Annotated in this window: 20 protein-coding genes; 2 read left to right on the top strand and 18 right to left on the bottom strand. The window is 38.5% G+C overall.

Annotation, left to right across the window (positions count from 1 at the left end; all coding sequences use genetic code 11):
• Positions 1-30: 30 nt before the first annotated feature.
• From KAI36_RS16785 to KAI36_RS16815, 7 genes are all read right to left on the bottom strand, one after another.
• Complete coding sequence (locus tag KAI36_RS16785; RefSeq protein WP_075154436.1) at positions 31-792, bottom strand: enoyl-CoA hydratase/isomerase; 762 nt, start codon at positions 790-792, stop codon at positions 31-33.
• On the bottom strand, positions 789-2,051 hold the full coding sequence (locus tag KAI36_RS16790) for a hydroxymethylglutaryl-CoA synthase family protein (protein WP_220025474.1): 1,263 nt from the start codon (positions 2,049-2,051) through the stop codon (positions 789-791). Before KAI36_RS16790 ends, KAI36_RS16785 begins: the two co-directional genes overlap by 4 nt.
• Before the next feature lie 15 nt (positions 2,052-2,066).
• Entirely contained in the window at positions 2,067-3,314 is a 1,248-nt protein-coding gene (locus tag KAI36_RS16795) for a beta-ketoacyl synthase N-terminal-like domain-containing protein (RefSeq protein ID WP_220025475.1), read from the bottom strand.
• On the bottom strand, positions 3,292-3,531 hold the full coding sequence (locus KAI36_RS16800; RefSeq protein ID WP_013310983.1) for an acyl carrier protein: 240 nt from the start codon (positions 3,529-3,531) through the stop codon (positions 3,292-3,294). The genes KAI36_RS16795 and KAI36_RS16800 overlap by 23 nt, the downstream gene beginning before the upstream one ends.
• A gap of 49 nt (positions 3,532-3,580) precedes the next feature.
• Positions 3,581-4,330, bottom strand: a complete 750-nt coding sequence (locus KAI36_RS16805) for a 4'-phosphopantetheinyl transferase family protein (RefSeq protein WP_258382183.1) — start codon at positions 4,328-4,330, stop codon at positions 3,581-3,583.
• 146 nt (positions 4,331-4,476) lie between these two features.
• Positions 4,477-4,998 carry an antiterminator LoaP gene (loaP, locus tag KAI36_RS16810; protein WP_220025476.1) on the bottom strand — a complete coding sequence of 174 codons (522 nt, stop codon included), beginning with the start codon at positions 4,996-4,998 and terminating at the stop codon, positions 4,477-4,479.
• 494 nt (positions 4,999-5,492) lie between these two features.
• Positions 5,493-6,170: an MBL fold metallo-hydrolase gene (locus KAI36_RS16815; protein WP_220025477.1), complete on the bottom strand. Its 678-nt coding sequence runs from the start codon at positions 6,168-6,170 to the stop codon at positions 5,493-5,495.
• A 730-nt stretch (positions 6,171-6,900) separates the two neighbouring features.
• Here KAI36_RS16815 and KAI36_RS16820 point away from each other — a divergent pair.
• Positions 6,901-8,034: a hypothetical protein gene (locus KAI36_RS16820; protein WP_220025478.1), complete on the top strand. Its 1,134-nt coding sequence runs from the start codon at positions 6,901-6,903 to the stop codon at positions 8,032-8,034.
• Between the two features lie 184 nt (positions 8,035-8,218).
• On the opposite strand, the gene KAI36_RS16825 is transcribed toward KAI36_RS16820, so the two are convergent.
• From KAI36_RS16825 to KAI36_RS16835, 3 genes are all read right to left on the bottom strand, one after another.
• On the bottom strand, positions 8,219-9,004 hold the full coding sequence (locus KAI36_RS16825) for a hypothetical protein (protein ID WP_220025479.1): 786 nt from the start codon (positions 9,002-9,004) through the stop codon (positions 8,219-8,221).
• 13 nt (positions 9,005-9,017) lie between these two features.
• A complete protein-coding gene (locus KAI36_RS16830; protein ID WP_220025480.1) occupies positions 9,018-10,085 on the bottom strand; it encodes a thermonuclease family protein in 1,068 nt (355 codons plus the stop codon).
• 113 nt (positions 10,086-10,198) lie between these two features.
• Entirely contained in the window at positions 10,199-10,534 is a 336-nt protein-coding gene (locus KAI36_RS16835) for a YolD-like family protein (protein ID WP_220025481.1), read from the bottom strand.
• A 161-nt stretch (positions 10,535-10,695) separates the two neighbouring features.
• Between KAI36_RS16835 and KAI36_RS27370 the strand changes: the two genes are divergently transcribed.
• On the top strand, positions 10,696-11,586 hold the full coding sequence (locus KAI36_RS27370) for a hypothetical protein (protein ID WP_258382184.1): 891 nt from the start codon (positions 10,696-10,698) through the stop codon (positions 11,584-11,586).
• A 215-nt stretch (positions 11,587-11,801) separates the two neighbouring features.
• Here KAI36_RS27370 and KAI36_RS27740 read toward each other — a convergent pair whose 3' ends face one another.
• The 8 genes from KAI36_RS27740 to KAI36_RS16880 all read right to left on the bottom strand — a co-directional run bounded on the left by KAI36_RS27740 (position 11,802) and on the right by KAI36_RS16880 (position 17,334).
• On the bottom strand, positions 11,802-11,885 hold the full coding sequence (locus tag KAI36_RS27740; protein WP_277813538.1) for a putative holin-like toxin: 84 nt from the start codon (positions 11,883-11,885) through the stop codon (positions 11,802-11,804).
• Positions 11,886-11,994: 109 nt separating this feature from the next.
• Entirely contained in the window at positions 11,995-12,384 is a 390-nt protein-coding gene (locus tag KAI36_RS16850; RefSeq protein ID WP_179085378.1) for a hypothetical protein, read from the bottom strand.
• 14 nt (positions 12,385-12,398) lie between these two features.
• On the bottom strand, positions 12,399-13,541 hold the full coding sequence (locus KAI36_RS16855; protein ID WP_220025483.1) for a hypothetical protein: 1,143 nt from the start codon (positions 13,539-13,541) through the stop codon (positions 12,399-12,401).
• A 255-nt stretch (positions 13,542-13,796) separates the two neighbouring features.
• Complete coding sequence (locus tag KAI36_RS16860; protein ID WP_220025484.1) at positions 13,797-14,864, bottom strand: fibronectin type III domain-containing protein; 1,068 nt, start codon at positions 14,862-14,864, stop codon at positions 13,797-13,799.
• Positions 14,865-15,032: 168 nt separating this feature from the next.
• Positions 15,033-15,458: a NucA/NucB deoxyribonuclease domain-containing protein gene (locus KAI36_RS16865; protein WP_220025485.1), complete on the bottom strand. Its 426-nt coding sequence runs from the start codon at positions 15,456-15,458 to the stop codon at positions 15,033-15,035.
• Positions 15,459-15,597: 139 nt separating this feature from the next.
• Positions 15,598-16,233 (bottom strand): hypothetical protein, encoded by a 636-nt coding sequence (locus KAI36_RS16870; RefSeq protein ID WP_258382185.1) that lies wholly within the window; start codon positions 16,231-16,233, stop codon positions 15,598-15,600.
• 56 nt (positions 16,234-16,289) lie between these two features.
• Positions 16,290-16,856 (bottom strand): hypothetical protein, encoded by a 567-nt coding sequence (locus tag KAI36_RS16875; RefSeq protein ID WP_076295976.1) that lies wholly within the window; start codon positions 16,854-16,856, stop codon positions 16,290-16,292.
• 244 nt (positions 16,857-17,100) lie between these two features.
• The gene (locus KAI36_RS16880; protein WP_220025486.1) at positions 17,101-17,334 is read right to left on the bottom strand and encodes a hypothetical protein; all 234 of its coding nucleotides are present in this window, start codon (positions 17,332-17,334) and stop codon (positions 17,101-17,103) included.
• Positions 17,335-17,483 lie beyond the last annotated feature (149 nt).

Genomic DNA, 17,483 nt, shown 5'->3' on the forward strand with positions numbered 1-17,483 from the left:
TCCTACATCCCCATCTTGTGGCGTACGCCATCAGTCCATCCACGGAAATTGCCCCGTTTCGACGTATCGGAAAATGCCCTTAAGATTTTGAGCGTCTGAAAACACCTCTTGATTGGACGCCAACGCTAGTGGTTTACACTGACGCAAATCGTTGAGTTCATCCATAAAGCGCTTGTAGCGTAAAATCCCATGCTTGCTCAATCGTCTGAGGCGTAATAAATGCTTGCGTAGCACCATCTCGCTCTGAGCATCGTACGCATCAACCAACCCCCATACATGGGCCTGTTGAACCGAAACGGGCTGCGTCATTAGTGTTAAATAATGCGCTTTTTGGAATCCAATCCTGCGGACTAAAAACGGTAGAACGCAAGCAGGAAAAAGTCCGAATAGCAATTCTGACAAGCTGAACTGTGCCGTCTCGTCGGCTATCACAATATCGCTGGCAGCAATAAATCCGACACCACCAGCGTTTGCTTTTCCTCGCACGTGAGAAATCGTGATATAAGGACCGGTTGCTAGTTTCAGCCACAGATCATACATAGGTTCTGGACTCATTGCATGTTCTTGTCCACTTTCCACTTTTTCACGCATTCCCTCAAAATCCGCCCCAAAACAGAACACCTCTGGCAGACCCTCCAAAACTACGATCGTAACTGACTCCTCACACAGCGCAAGTACATGCAAGCACTCCTCGATGAGGGTATTATTAATCGTATTATTTGCCTCCGGTCGGTAAAAGCGAATATAACAAATCGATTCTTGAAAGCGAACCTGAATCGTTTGATAACTCATGATTCCCACCTGTATTTACGGTGGAATTCATAGATTTCTTCCAAATACAATCGCTGTCTACCTTTCCCGGAAGCTATCACCCCCGGAATCAATTGAAAATCCAGCTTGGCGTTGCGGGTTCCAAACCGTACGGCGCCACTGCCTTTTAGCAGGGATTCATATTCATCCATAGTTAACTGATAGCGATCATTCAAATTACGCTCAATTTCAAAACGCCGCAGATGTTCCTGGCTTTGCGGCATAACAACCCCGCTATAAAATTCAGAGCAGCAGCCTGACCCGTAGGAAAAACAACCGATTCGCTTTGGAGCATCGAATGTACCCTGATCAATCGTACCTGCCAAGGAGAGGTACAAAGTCGCCCCCATAATATTACCGACTCGTTGGCAATACGCCAATCCGGGCTTAACACGTTGTAAATAATCTGCCTCAATCTCATTTGGTTTGGATTGAGTTATCCTTCGCATCATCGTGCGATGCGCCCCTTTTACCATTCCGCCAAAAGGAGTATGAAAGGCAAGATACTGAAAGGTATCTTTATAATCCACTCCTTTCACCCGTTTTTGATATTCCAAAAACGCTTGCTCGCAACAGTCCAGATAGGACATTAAAGACAAATCTGCATCCCCAGCCTCGCTATCTGGAATCGGCCGGCAAGTATCCATCACCTCATAGCCGTAATATCCATTAGCGCCTGCATCGATTTGAAAAACTTGAGGATTTTCACTAATGAGCATTGCCACGGCCCCTGCGCCTCCACTTGGCTCAGCATAAGACCAATCCTCACTCAAGACATCCCCGCCTTCAGCAGCAATAAATCGTGAAATATCACTGGCAATTACAAGCGCTTTTGCTCCTGGTGAGACCTGAGAAAGAATAAAATTCACCGCCATTTGGAGTCCAGCAGTACCGGAATAGCAGGCTTGCTTGAGCTCGAATAATCTGCAATTCCGATTCAACCCCAAATAGTGGTGAATATATGTACTGATTGATTTCCCAAAATCAATACCTGATTCCGTACAGGTGATAAGCATTTCGATTCGGTTTTTTTCCGCTTCTGAAAGAGCGTCCACCAGCGGTTTTGCCGCATTTACTCCAAAGGTAACCGGATCTTCATAAGGTAGGGCAACCGCCTTTTCTTTCATTAATAAATTTTCGAACCTTGCAGGATCCAATTGCCTGTGTTGGGCTAATTGCATAACATCCAGATAGGCAGAGCCACCAAAAACGTTCATTGCCTCAATTCCCACGACAACCATAATCGTCCCCCTCTCTCAAATACGCGACTCACATTTTTGCATACAAATGGCAGTATTGATTCCACCAAACCCCATGCTCAGATTCATAGTATTGTGAATAATTGCTGGTACGGACTCATTCTTCACCCAATTGCAGTCCAATTGGATAGGCTCCTCCAAATTAAGGGTAGGGTGAAGTCTCGACTCCGACATTTGTAAAAGAGTAGCAATAATTTCAACCGTTCCTGCCGCGCTCAAGCCGTGACCGATAATGGATTTAGTTGCATTGATATAGGCATGTGACAATTTACAATCCTGTAATGCCTTTATTTCTATCTCGTCTCCAACGACCGAGCCTGTCCCATGGGGATTAATATAATCAATCTCTTCCGGTAGCAGCTTTGCTTTCTCCAAAGCTCTTCTAATCACTCGGGCTTCGCCTTCGCAGGAGGGATTGGGATTCCGGTTTCGATCCATTCCCATATCCCATCCTGCCAGTTTGGCATAAGGTTTCTCCCGACGCCTCACGGCAGAATCGGCCCGTTCTATGACTACAACCCCGCAAGATTCCCCATAGATGAACCCGTCCCGCGACTGATCAAATGGTCGACACGCCATTGCAGGTTCATCGGCATATCGGTCGCTTCCCATCGCTCCCAAGGATCGCAATGCCTGGCATTCCATATACGAAATATCCATCAATGCCCCCATTGCAATGCAAACATCAACACGATCTGCTTGAATGGCCTCAATTGCTTGAATGATTGCGACTTGTCCACTCGCGGATGCACCACCGACGGTATAAGCTAACCCCTGAATGCCGAACTGTTCGGTACATAGTCCGCACAAATCAGTATCCATAAAAGAAACCCCATAGGTTGGCGGTACAAAGCACTTTTTTTCCCGGTAGGTCTCATAGGTCTGAAATAGCTCCCGTTGCTGAAAATTGGAGCCTCCAACCACCAGTCCAATACGGCTAGGATCAACGTTATCCAATTGGGAATCATCCCAGGCTTCTTGAAGGGTTACCATGGCCGCCTGCCCCGAAAAGGATGCTGTACGTAACATTCGTTTGGATAATGCCTTCGGATAAGACAAGGGTGGCAGCTCCGCACCTATAAATGAAGCTTCACCTCTTCTGCCAGGGCGTTGCATGACGCCAAATGCATGCTGCCCTTTGAACAACGCCGAGGCAAAAGCAGCCTTCCCCTGCCCAATCGCCGAAGTCACGCCAATCCCCGTAACGACTAACTCAGGTTTTTCATAATTTTGCATAAAGTGCATCTGTCAATTCCCCTATATTTTTCACGCCAGACAATTCAACGCGCGGAATATTAAGAGATAATGTTTCCATCGTCTTGTTTACAATTTCAGCCCGATCTACTGAATCTGCACCCAAATCCACCAATCGATCGCCATACTCGAACGTGTGATCTTGTAATTCGGGAAGCACTTCACGAATACAACGTTTAACGATATCGAATACTTCTTCCTTATGCATGGGTATCCTCCTAAAAAATAAATGATTTAAAACTCAACAAACCTGGTATTCAGTAAACATGACCTACAAACGGATTTCGATGAAAACTTGCATTGAATTTCTCATAAAGCCGAGAAGTATTCATACTCCATTCCGTCTTCCTCGGTGCTACAATCGTGCAGATATAGTCACCTAACCGGTAAGACTGGGCAGCATATTGTGGAAAATGTGAAAATGTACTTTGGAAGCATTCATCCACAAATCTGGTCTCATTCATTTCAAGTACATGCAGCGATGTTGTAAAACCTGTGCGCAATATTTTGGACAGGGCCTCCTTCACTGTCCAAAAAACCGTCAATAAAGCTGAGTACTCCTCTATTCCCCGCACGACAGAGATTCTTCCCTTTTCTTCCGCCGTCAGTTGGCTTTCAATTGTCTTATTTCGCTTTGAATCAATCCTCTCAATATCAATACCCATGGGATGTGCTTCGGGAAAAACAACAGCCGCTCCGATATAGTCGCAGTGGGCAATGCTCACCTGATAGCTGTGGACACCATTGATTCGAAGCATGGGCTGGCCGAAGACACCTGACTCCACACTTACGTTGCGCAGGTCTGGCTCGCTTAACAGCACCGAAACTGCTTGTTTGGCACTTAGCCTGCCAAGCACAAAGTTGGATTTCCGCCGATGGAATACCAAACTCTCGAAGTAACTACACTCATCCGAATGAAAAACTTCCCGATCAAGGGGAGCGTCTGCATTATAATCTGCATGGACAAAACTGACGGCCGCCTTCATCACGACATCTTCCCGCTTCAATATTAGTTGTTCTGCATACGAGGCTACGCATATCCCCCCCCTAGTAAACTACTAACTTAGCAGTCCAAATCAAAAAAGGCCTTCAAATCCCTTAAGGGTTCTGAAAGCTTCCTCATGGAGTATGAACTCGTCACGAGTTCTCCACTTTAAACCTTACTTATAATTTCCAAAGCTACTCTCACTAACCTAATATCACCCATAAATTCCAACTGAATGACCGCTTGTCGTTTATGTCTATCTATTTTCTTAACTATACTCCCCCTTCCTTTAAGTGGGCCATCTAGGATACGTATATTGTCTCCTTCAATAATTCCTGTTGACGATTCTATACAATAGCTATCATTGCATAGACTTTCTAACATTTGTTTCTCCGAATCTCTCATTGAAGCTTCAACCTTCGAGTATCTCAATAAACGAATGATATCACTAGAAGTGCAAATCATTGAATTTGTACTGGTTACGAACTGCAAGTCAGGTAAATTCGACTCAATAAATACATAGCTTGGGAACAAAGGAGCCCATTCTTTCTTTACTATTCCTGCTACTTTAAAGAGTCTCTCTTGGAGCGGTATAAAGGGTTTGTAGACTTCAGAATCCAACCACTCATTAATAAGCTGCTTGACCTGTTCTTCCCTACCCGTTCGCACAAAAAACACGTACCAGCTCACTTAACTCATCTCCTATAAAAACGTACTGCCAAATCATCTCCTATAATGTCTACTGCCCATATACATAGCTTCGCCCTTTCACTTATCCTACTTGATAAGCTACAATCTCTCACAATATATCCCTCTTTGATGGTTAACGTGACCCGCCAGCGATTAACCACAGAAAAGTTCCTTTATTTTTCATATAATCATATAATTGGAATAATGTTTTTCCATTATAATCCTCTACTCAAACCCTGTCAATTCACAGTTGATTGGAAACGGACAAGTTCAGCATTAGATTCGCAAACCTTTCTGAAAATGCTCAATTTGAAGTCATTATTATCTTTCGAATACAGCTTCAACGTTTCTGGCGGCTTATAAAAGAACTGATCAGAGTGTTTTACTCTAGTTAACTTGAGCATCTGGGGCACAAACAAGCGATAGATCGTTATGTACTATTTTTTTATATTCAATATTTTCTCTCACCATTAGAACTGAGCCACAATACAGACTCATTTGAAATCGAACAGGCCCTTTTGGTTCGGACGCATTCTAAATTTAATAAAAGATTCCTTACTTGTAAATTGAAAATAAATATTTTCATCCATAAGGTGATTGAGTGTAAAACCAGGCGCTTTACCAAATGAATGAGCAGGATAAATTTGAATAGAGTCATCAATTTCTCGCTTTATTTTTTGAACACTATTATATAATTCTATTGGATTTCCTCCATTTGGGTCACAAAAGCCACAACCTTCAATGAATATTGTATCCCCAGTAAATAAGCGATCTGATAAAAGATAGCATACACTTCCCGCGGTATGTCCGGGAGTCAAAAGACTTTTAATTTCTGTTTCACCGACTTGGATTGAATCCTTGTCTTTAATTGAATGTAAATTTCTACATCTAAAATGATAAAAATCGATTTCGTTTGTTGACATGAATACCTGCGGGTTATATTTTTCCAGGAGTGGATTTACCAAATTAATATGATCCCAATGTGAGTGAGTTAATAGTATCGCTTTGAGATTGCCATTCAATTGTTGAAGATAGGACTCTACCTTTAATAAATCCCATGATGGGTCAACAATAGCTATGTCTCTTGTTTTCTCATCCATTACAAAATATACATAATTGATGAAATTCATAAAACAGACTCTTAACTGTTCCATATGAAAAGTCAGATTCATTCACCGAACCACCTTCCCAATGGTTAATTAAAAACAACAACATTCTGATTTAAGGTTTTGGGCCCCTTCATTTTTTTGGAATTACTTACCATTTAATTATAAAGGCCTAATTTCGTTGTCCTATGATTATAACAATTTATGCAATAGAAAGGCTCCAACTCTCTGTTACAAGATCGCTTAATTTTACCAAAATAAAAAACGCCTCTCCGCATATTAACGGTGAGACGCTTTTGTTGGTTCTGTGTACCTGTTACGGAGTATTCCGCAGGTACACAGAACCTCGCATTATTTTCATTCATTTAACTTTGATGTGGCCGTTATAATTCAAGAATGCCGAGGACCGGGATCGAACCGGTGCGGTAGTCACCTACCGCAGGATTTTAAGACATGAGTTTTTAATATACTGTAGTGGCATACAGTTCCAAAATCCAGCATTCACAAGGCTTTTGTGTGTTCGTATATGTTCTCATTTGGACTGTATTCTACACAAAATACTACAGTCTGTCCCCAATTTGTCCCCAATAAAAAGAGCAGAAGGATTAATTCCTTACTGCTCTTTTTGCCTTCTACTAAACGCTGCCGTATGTGTTGTCCTGCCTCTCTGCCAGTATCGTTTGCTGCACACGGTTATAGAAAAATATTCCTACCTTTGATAAACTATCCTTTGTATAAGTAAGTTGAAAAGTAATGTGAATAGATTTCTGATTTGAGGAAGGTAGGAATAAACGAAATGGATTGTGATAAGTGTAAAAAAGAAATACCTTTGGGAAGTACCTTCTGCAATCATTGCGGCAAGGAAGTGAGCGTGAATATTTTACCGCAGAAAAATCAGTCTGGAAATAAGAACGATGATCCTACCTCCAAGAAAAATAGTTATAGAAAGAAGATTTTCATTAAGATTGCTCCATTCCTTATTATAACCTTTCTTTTGATGCTTCTGATCGTAGTACCTTTATTTATCAATCCCTACATCCAATACTATCAGGCTAAGTCATCAATGAGTAATGGAGAATTTGATAAAGCGATTCAAGCTTTTACCCACTTGGATAAATTCAAGGATTCTAATGAAATGATTGACGAAGCCGAGTATCTCAAAGCAAAATACCTATTAAATAATAAAAAATACGAAACAGCAGCTGAATTGTTTATAAATTTAGCTAACTACAAAGATAGTGTCGAGCTAAAAACAGAGTCTAAATACTTATTAGCAAAGCAAAATGCTTCGCAGGGTAACTATGCTTCAGCAATTGAAATATTTGAACAAATTCAAGACTACAAAGATTCCTCTCATTTATTTCAGGAAGCGAACTACTGGGAAGGATTAAAACAATTTAACAACCATAACTACCATGAGGCCGAAAACTTATTTTCCGTCAGTAAAGATTTTCCTGGATCGAAGGAGTATTTAGCTAAAATCTCTTTGCTAAATAGATTTGAAGGCATTTGGAAAAATCAGTCTGGCTATGAAAAGCTGACTTTCAAAAATGGAGAAATGATTAAGGTATACTTTCCAGGATCACAAGATGAAAGCAGTTCTACCTGGTCAGTGTCACTCGCTGGCAATGAACTTCATGCTGATAACGGAACAGTATACTCTTTAAAAAACGATAAATTGGTTTCAAAAGATGAAAACCTTGGTTCTGACTCATATGTTAAGATCGGAGACTATGATGCTATTCCAGCTGAAAAGTCTGATCCTCAAATCGGCATGACGGAACAGGAAGTGATATATTCGAAATGGGGACTGCCAAAACATGTAAACAAAACCACAACTGCATATTATGGCATAAGTGAACAATGGGTCTATGATAATTACAAATACATCTATTTCGAGAACGGAATCGTAACGACTATTCAAGACTAATTTATTATATGTTAACGACTTGACAAGCCAACGCGAGTTATAAATTTAGCTAACACACTTTCGCCCAGAGGTTTTCGCGCATCCTTCATGTGGTCTATATATCGGGTAACTACTCAAATATACAGAAAATAAAGGCACATACCATTTAAGTTGGTAAGTACCTTTATTTTGATTCACTAAATTGCTAAAGAAGTTTTGAATTTTTAGAAGTTTCTATATAATCTATTTTATCTACATTAATAATGACTTTCGAATTTTTTTCTTTTTCAAACACTAAGAACTTACTATTGAGAGAGCTATCTAGGTACATTTCCTCCATTAATGTAGGTATACCAGTAATCTTAATATTAAACTTATTCTTTGGCTTGCTGTATATCTGTAAAATTTTTATTGGATATGCTGTATACACGCGTGCAAGAATATATAGAGCAGCATACAAGATGATAATTGCATAAGCCGAATTAGGAGATTCGTCGTAAAATTTGGCATGAATTAAAAAAATACTGTTCTCTTTTAAACCATAATATTCAGTAATAAAAATTGAAGATGTTGCGATTAATTGGGCATATAGTAATCCCACCAAAAATATCTGTACAAGCGACAATGTTATTTTGAAATTCTTCTGGCTTTTAAAGATAGGTCTAAAAAGATTAAATAATTTAATTTCGATTTTAGGTATTGAAACATCATATACACAACTAGTGTATATATAAAGAAGTATAACAGCAATGTATTCCCATAATAAGCTATATCTATTTGCATCAAATACCATAGCAATAAACAACGTACTGAAAATAAATATTAAAGCCTCACTAATAATCCATCTTGTAGTCCTTAATCTGCTGACTTCAAAATACTTCTGCAAATCTGTTGACTTAAAAAAATCTACTGCTCTAATTATTATAATAAAAATAGCGACAATACAAAGAAGAAGTCTTGAATTAGGTACGAATTTTAACAAATCCATCATATTTCACCCTCTTTTATCTTTCGCAAGCTATACCATCACCATCACGATCCAGCTTTCTACTGTAACCTGGTTCTCCTTCATAGATTGGATCGGCGCCAGCAGCACGAACCGCAGAGCAGTTTTTATAGTACACATCGCTTGATGACTCTTTTGGTTCTGAATAATCTTGAACAACTTCTTTTTTAGGAGTAGCAACTTTAGGCTTAGACTCTTTCTCGCTAGAGTCACTTTTTGGTGATTCAGCCTTGGCTGTTACCTCTTGAGCTGCCTTCTGATTGAATCCATCTTCTTGCGCATAGTTTTCAATACTCCAGATGCCTGTTCCACTCTTTTGAGCAGTAGCTTGAATCTCCTTGAATTGATCGACATATTTAACGTTTGGAGGATTTATGTAGGCCACCCGAGCATAACCTTTCTCGATTAACATTTCATTCAACATCTTATCTCCAACCCATACATAACCAAGTAGACGACCATACTTATCTCGTTCTGAAACATCAAGCTCTAGGGAAAGATTACCCTGCTTTAATTGCTTCAGCGTAAAAGCCGAAGCTTCTTTTGCGAACGGTTGGACTGGTGTACCCTGTTTTACGCTTTCTGGCGTATCTACTAGGAGTAGTCGAATCTTTTCCTCTTTCCCTTGAACTGATGCTTTAAATGTATCTCCATCCGTTCCCGCTATTAAAGTTATAGAAATACGTTTTGGTTGTTCAGAATCCGCCTTTTCGTTAGATGCTGAGGTAGAAACAATGTTTGAAGTTTGCTCAGATTTAGTTGTAGTAGGCACCGCAGAAGTTTGTTCTACTTTAGCTGGAACAGCTGGTACTTTATTCGCTAATTCCTGCTGCTTAACAATAGACAGATTGCCGATGAACGCTAGAAAGAAAATTCCGGCAAGTGAAAATAAAACTATAGCTAGTTTGCTTTTTTGATTTGCTCTCTTAGCATTCTGATATTTTTTATAACCCCAGTAGCCAAGCCCTCCTGCGATAATAAGCAATCCTAAATACTTAATAACCGCAACAGCTATAATTACTGCAAAGATAATTCCTATGATCTTTCCCTTTCCATTACTTCTCATGATATCCCCCTAGGTATTTAGTTCTAGGATAAATATACCATGTACATTTTCCAATATATACACTTTTATTACAATAATCGCACGAATATTTTGCTATTCTCTAGATTTATCTACTAGATACTTGCTGAAATGATATCCTCCAACTTGATCCAACTAAAATCATCCTCGCCACGAAACAGTTTTACTTCCCTGCGAGCAGTATTTATAGACGTGATTACACCTGTGAGTTCTTCGTCATCAAACGGGCTAAAAACCACTATCGATATAGGTTGACGTGTGTTGTAGGACTCTATAAGCGCTTGCTCGATCAACCGGACTTCCTGATCGTCAAGTTCCGGCTTGCCTCTCCGCTGGCGGTCTTGCATGAGTTTTAAGTATGCTTCCTTGTGTTCTGGTATGATAATCCGGCTGCTTTCCCATAAGCCGTTACCTTCTAATTTTTTCGACATGTATGTAGCCTCCTGATGTAATATGTTCAAATTATATCCCGAACATTTGTTCCTTACAAGGGCTTTTGTTTTCTACTTCTAAGACTTTTGTGCTAGAAAATTATTCCTAGGTCATATATACTAATTTTACTATAATATTACCAATAGATAGGGGTTATGTAATGACTGCAATTGCTGTGATTGCTTTGCTGGCTTTTTTTGTGTTTTTTGTTTTGTGGGCTATAGCTTTAATAAGAAAGAACGGCAAGGCTAAAAAAATGTTTCTCTTTGGTTTAGCTGCTCTCTTAGTATTTATTATTGGAATATCAGTCGCTGACACTCAGAAACCAACCGAAACTAATTCAAAATCAGTAGCTACTACGCCTGTTAAAGAGAAAGAAGTTACTACTGAATCAGTACAAAAAGAACAGACTGACGCTAAAAAACCATTGATTGACACATCGCTTCCTTTTGATAAGTTTTCATCTGCACTCTTTGCATTGCCAGTATCCAAGCAAGGGGAAACATTCGACAGTGTAAGAAATCAAGTTGTTTCATGGTCAGGTGTTGTTATTGAAGCTGGATCTAGCAGCCTCTATGTCTATGGTAAACCAGCAGATTACAACGGTGAACTATGGTCAGATATTAGCGCTGAAAAGAAAAAACTCGGGGATGTTATTGTTGTAAAAGTTTCAGATCGTTCAGAATTGAATGGTCTTAATCCGGGGGATATAGTTACCTTTAAGGGTGAACTTGGTTCCCGTGGTGTTAAGGGAGAAGCCAATTGGAAACTATATAACGGAAAAATAGAGGGTCGGACAGTAGCAGAATCGCCAAACCTCGGAACCATTACCAAAGCTAAATATAACAAGATTAAAAATGGAATGACTTATGAGGAAGTTGCGAAAATTATCGGTGGTCCCGGTGAGGCTCTTTCAGAGGTTGGTGAAAAAGGAGACGAATTTTATACTGTAATGTATTCGTATAAAGGTGAAGTCGGACCTGGTGCAAATGCCGTTTTCACATTCCAAGGCAACAAACTACAAGCAAAAGCACAATTTGGTCTCGAATAAAACAGCCCCGGAGCAATCCGGGGTTTTAATATTTCTATAACCATTATGACTATTGTCAACAAAGGTAATTCCATTGCCTGAATAAAATGAATATGATAACATAAGAATAGAAAAAGGGAACGGCAGCCACCGTCCCCTGTACGACTTACCGCTATAAGAGCGGTCAGCAATTGAGGTTTGATCCAGAAAATAGACCGGTTCCTCACCAGGGCGGTCTATTTCCTTTTATGGAAAGAAAGTATCAGGATCACCAACGTTGCGAATTGAATCATCAACATTAGCGCGTCTTTAACTTCCATGGCATCACCTCCCTTCCGGGAGATTAGCCGACCGCCCTTTATAGCCGTTTTGTCGCACAATCCAGATTATACCACAAACAAGCCCTAGGTAGGTCCGGAGACTTGCCTTCTATTTTTCCATTAATTTATTAAATATCTCTCTATCTTTGGAAGTAAAGTCGGTAATCCGTTTCTTTTGCTCGTACGTGTTGGTACTTGAATCTAATTTAATGAAGCCATTTTCCCCAACCACATAGACGATATTTTTTTTTATCTTATATGACACAATATTATCAACAGCTTTTTCTAGTGGATCAGCAAGATGATTATAAAGTATTAAAGGGTCTTGCGGCCCCCCTCTCAAAATTTGAAAAGTCCCGTCACCAAAATATTCTACGGTATCTTTGCCTGATGGGTATTTATACTTCGTATTATCCCCGGAATTCACCAGGAAAATTAGAGTAGTAGTTATAACTAGTAGAGAGATCAAGATCAAAATAAAGATATATCTACGCTTCATCTGCATTTCACACCTCACTTCCAAGCTTTTCTTGTATCAGTTACTGTTACATAAGACGTATACTCATTTAGTGTTCCCCATGATTCCATTAAATTTGTTAGGTTTGCTGCAGCCCAACCAAGTTTGTTGTTCCCAGTAAACATTTGCTTAAAATTATACTCAAAATTATAGACATCAGAATACGTTGTAGTAATTTTCCATTGCCCGTTTACATATGTTCCATCTATTTTGTACTTCATTTTGTGAAAAGCATTATATAAATCTCTATCACTTTCTAATTGCTCAGATCCATTATAAGAAAAACTTTTAACTTTTTTAGCATTAGCTTTTTTGACTTCATCATTAACTATTGCGATGTGCTCTTTAGATTTTTTAACTTGCTGCGCCTCATATGACCATTCGTTAAAGTTTAAATTTCCTGGTTTGTACTCAAGTGAATGTTTAAGTAAATTGGCTGTGATGTCCCCGTACTTCTTTCGAGCTATAGGAACAGCTACTAATGTAAATGCTTTACGATCAGGATAATGTATTACAGTGTCTGTCGAATCTTTTACCTTCTCTACGCCTCGCACCCAAGTCTTTTCTAGTTCTACCATCGGATTTTCAAACGGAAAAGTATTATTTCCTGCATACACTAACATATTCTTACTATATGCGCCTTCCAGCACTTTTTGCGAGACATCAGACTGATCCTTTTCTCTTGTTTCCTTAGGTTCTACCTGAGGACTGTATTGAATTTTTCCCAATTGATCTTCTTTTTGTTTTAAAACAAGTTCAAACTCAAGGATCTCTTTGCTGGTATCAATCTGTTCTTGATACTTATCTACATAAGCGTGTGTAAACGTAATATCTCGGATTGTGTTTTCATTTCTAACGATTTGGATATTACATTTGCGATAGTAATCCTCAGTATCAGGTTCATATTCTGTGTTTGCCCATGTATACAGCATGTTGGAATTATCCGCATTGTCTACAACTGAAGGAAGCGAATGAAGCGGAATTTTGCTTCGAATATGTAGCGAATGATTCAAGTTTGGAGACTTAGCTGAAAGCTTTATGGAACTATTATTCTTATAAGTAAAGCCAATGATTTCACCTTTTACAAACTCGATTGGTTCACCACCGGATTTGCGTTCTATTTTTAATGAAATGCTCATTGAAATAATCTCCTCTGTTAATTTAATCTAGTTTTGTAGGAAATATTTGTGAAAAGATAATTTCCAAATATTAATATATACGAAAAATATTAAATAGTAAACATATTTTCAACGTGGTAAAGGACGACAATTGAGTTTCGTAACTCGGCAAATTATATGAAGAAGCTAAAACGAAATATAATCCAGCCTAACACGGGCCTCTGTTAGAAACGTTAAAAGCTCTGCCGACCAATTAAGGTTAGCAGAGCTTTTAATTTATTTAGAGTATTCACTTACTTCAAACGTTAGGATACGATCATATAACATATAGTCCTTACGGCTGCTGAATGGGCCTTTATTGTTATCGTGCTTATTGATTGCGTATGAAGCTGATCCAGAACCAGCCTGTTTGCCTTCATACCAGGCAATAAAGTCATTGACCTCTTTCATACTCAAATCAAATTCCTTCTCCAATCCTGTTGTCATAGTGACCACCAATATTGCACGATCTCCAGTAGTTGGCTCTGGATCAGGTTGACCGCCTCCTCCTTGTGGAGTGGCAGATGCTTCATTGGAGTATTCAGAATCAACGCCATTCGCCTTAGCACTCACAACAAAGTAGTATTTCGTTCCGTTGGTCAGACCTGGAATGATAAAATTTCCATATGCATCTTTTGTAGCTGTTGCGCTTTCAGTGTATTTGCCCGATTCTGTTCCGTATTTGACTGTATAGCTTTCAGCGTCTTTAGTTTGATCCCATTTCAGAGTAACCTGACTGTCTCCAGGCGTTGCTTTAAGATTAATTGGAACATTCATATCTATTAGTTGGCCATTTTCATCAATGTCTATTGCGTCAAACTGAATATCACCATTTTGGATTTTAGCTACGATTGGCGGAGTTTCTATTGTGACAGTATGAACTGTATCTGATAAACCTGTCTTTTCATAAAGAAGAATTTGACCATATACTAAATTACTACTATATCCACTAAATGTCTCAGTAACATTATCGATAGTAATTGGAATTTCAGTTGGCTTATTGACATTCGTAGGTCCTATTATTCTTAATTTTGTTCCTTTAAACTTAAATACCAACTTCGAATCTGTATTGTTAAATTTAGAATACTTGGATTTTCCATTTAAAAATGCTGTATTACTTTCATCAAGCCAAATACCTTCATATTTAATTTTCGGGGAACTATCATCATATCTCTTCCATCCATTTTCTGGTGAAGTTAAGCTTCCACCAACAGAAGCAGCATATATAGTAGTTGAAGTAAGAGCAAAAAAAACAAATACCAGTGCTCCAAACAATAGTTTTATTTTCTTAGACATTTGATTCATTAAATTTCCTCCTAAGTACTTTTATACTATTAAGGGTATACGTCACTAAAAATTTTGTCTAAACATAAACTTGCTAATCTATAAATATAATCTAAATATTTGCATAATTATTTTTTAATGGGTATAAAAAAGACTCTATTGGCCGCTAACCGTTAGAGTCTCTCTTCTTTATTTCACTATAAATCTTATCTTTATTCCATCAGCATACTTATCTAACTGATGACTTACCCATGATCCTGCTCCCCTATTATCACTAGGGGTTATGTATCTGATATCAGCACCTGCGCCACCTTCAGCACACATTGCCATCGGCCATTCATCACGGTCATATCCTTTTTTAGTTGGATAGCCCTTAAGTGACTCCTTTCTGTTTTCTTCGGCTCCATCTCTGTCAATCGTGCAAACGGCGGAATGTCCGGCTGCTATTGCATCTCTAATATGCGCCCCGGTTTCAGGGTAACGTGAACTTGGGAACTCCAATGTATACCCAGTTGCTTGTTGACTGATTGCTGTCGGTTCAGCATAAACGCCTTGAACGGAAAAGATAGCCGCCAGTAAGAATACGATTAATCCTCTTGCGATTCCTTTTACCATATGACACCTCCGAAATATGTTAAATCTTCTAAATACTATACTGAAATATATGTCAAAGTATCGGGCGTATTGTCGCAAATTAAAAAGACTCATACCAGTTATTATTACAAACTAATATAAGTCCTATCTGAGATTAAATTTAGGTATTAGGAGGGAGTGTGCTCACAAACTCATAAACACCTACTATACGTTTAGCCGGGTAATCCGGATTTTCAAATACAGTTATGGAATATCCTTGTGGTTTATTAATCATAGAATTAATAACATCTTTTGGTAACCCCTTTTTTAGCGAGGCTTTGATATCAACTTGATATTTCAGACTATCGTCATCTGAAATTAATTCTTCACCCTTCACTGGTATAGTTTCAGGCAAAGTATAATATTTAGCTAAACTTTCTGGAACACTTATATAAAAATAATATGGATGTTTACCCTCCAATATATATTTTCTAGGCTTGTCTCCAAATTTATAAGTCACACGAAAGGAGACTGAGTTATCAGAGGAATCGTGAGACATTTTAAAATCATAGACAAGAAAGGCGTTAGGGTCTTCAAAATGAGTCCCCGTTAAAAAAGGCTCACTCTTTTCATTGTTCTGATCTTTATTTCTTTCTTCACTTTTGCTCTTATTTGTCCCGTTGTTTACATTATTGCTAGGATTAAGTTTATTATTAGCTGTATCCATCTCTTTATTATTACTGCTACAGGCAACCAGAGTTATAATTACAAATACTAAAATCCATAAACTAGTTTTTCTTAAAATGATCTCTGTCACCCCCTTGAAGTATAAAAAAAGGAAACCAGTTTGGATATTGGTTTCCTATAAAATTATTACAATTTTCTTACAAATATACTATCGGAAAACTCGGAAGTAGTCCAATTTCCAGAGTTATAAGTGCTGCTAACTACCACACCAGAACTATTAGCTCTTTCGATATAGCCACTTGTTTTTACCACTACACTCCCAGCTTTAATAGTATAAACACTTTTCGCTGGAATAGACCATGTAATACTAACTGATTTAGTAGAATCAACTCCTGCATTTACATCAAGAGATGCTTTAACTTTTTGGGCCATAATCTTTAGCTCAGTCTCACCACCAATGGTGACATTTGCAAACTTGCGTATACTTACCGTTCTCGTTACCGAAGTTGTTCCCCCTCCAGTATTAGATACTTCCATAGAAAAGTCTGTAGATTTTTCTCTCGTTGTCTGATAGGGCTCATAATAAGTCCCTGGCCCGGGATATTTAGCCTCCGCAAAAATTACTATTCCTGAAGGGTCGATCGCTTTCTCATACGTTGCTTCAGTAACACTTTCTGCATAAACTGAACTAGAACCTAATGACAATAAAGTTATTACACCTAACAAAGATAAACTTTTTAATTTCTTTTTCACGTGTTATCTCCTATTCTTATTCTTTATTTTCACACCCACAAAATTCAATATTATGGATATACGCTCATTATAATCAAAATATGCTACAATTAAATAAGAATAATTACTCATTTTACAACGGTTCAATATACCTAATACTGTAATATTATATATATATATGTCGAATTTTCTGATCTCTGATTGTTAAAATATTATATAAAAACATCTGCAATTTATTAGTTCTAATAAAAAGACTCCATACTGGTTACATACCAGCGGAGTCCTTTTTCACATCTACTCTAAATTCAAACTGATTACGGAAGAAATAAGATCCGTTAATCTTAATCGACTCTGGTGTAATCTTCTCCACTACTCCACCGTAATCCACAATGTCTATCAAATCCTCTCCCAACGGCTGTACAACATATACTCTTACCTGGCTTAATGCAGCTGCAAATAGTTCCATATCCGACTTTAACACTTTAAATGTATGGTTCATGCTGATCACCTCAGTCATTCATTCGATGAATGATATGAGAAATCCTTCAATATAATATTCCCCTGTCGACAAAACCCAACAAGCGTATAGGCTATTCCCAAATACGCTTGTTGGGCTCTACTTTTTACCATTCTTAAAAAAATGAGTCA

This window comes from Paenibacillus sp. S02 (genome assembly GCF_019454065.1).
GTDB classification, from domain to species: domain Bacteria; phylum Bacillota; class Bacilli; order Paenibacillales; family Paenibacillaceae; genus Paenibacillus; species Paenibacillus polymyxa_B.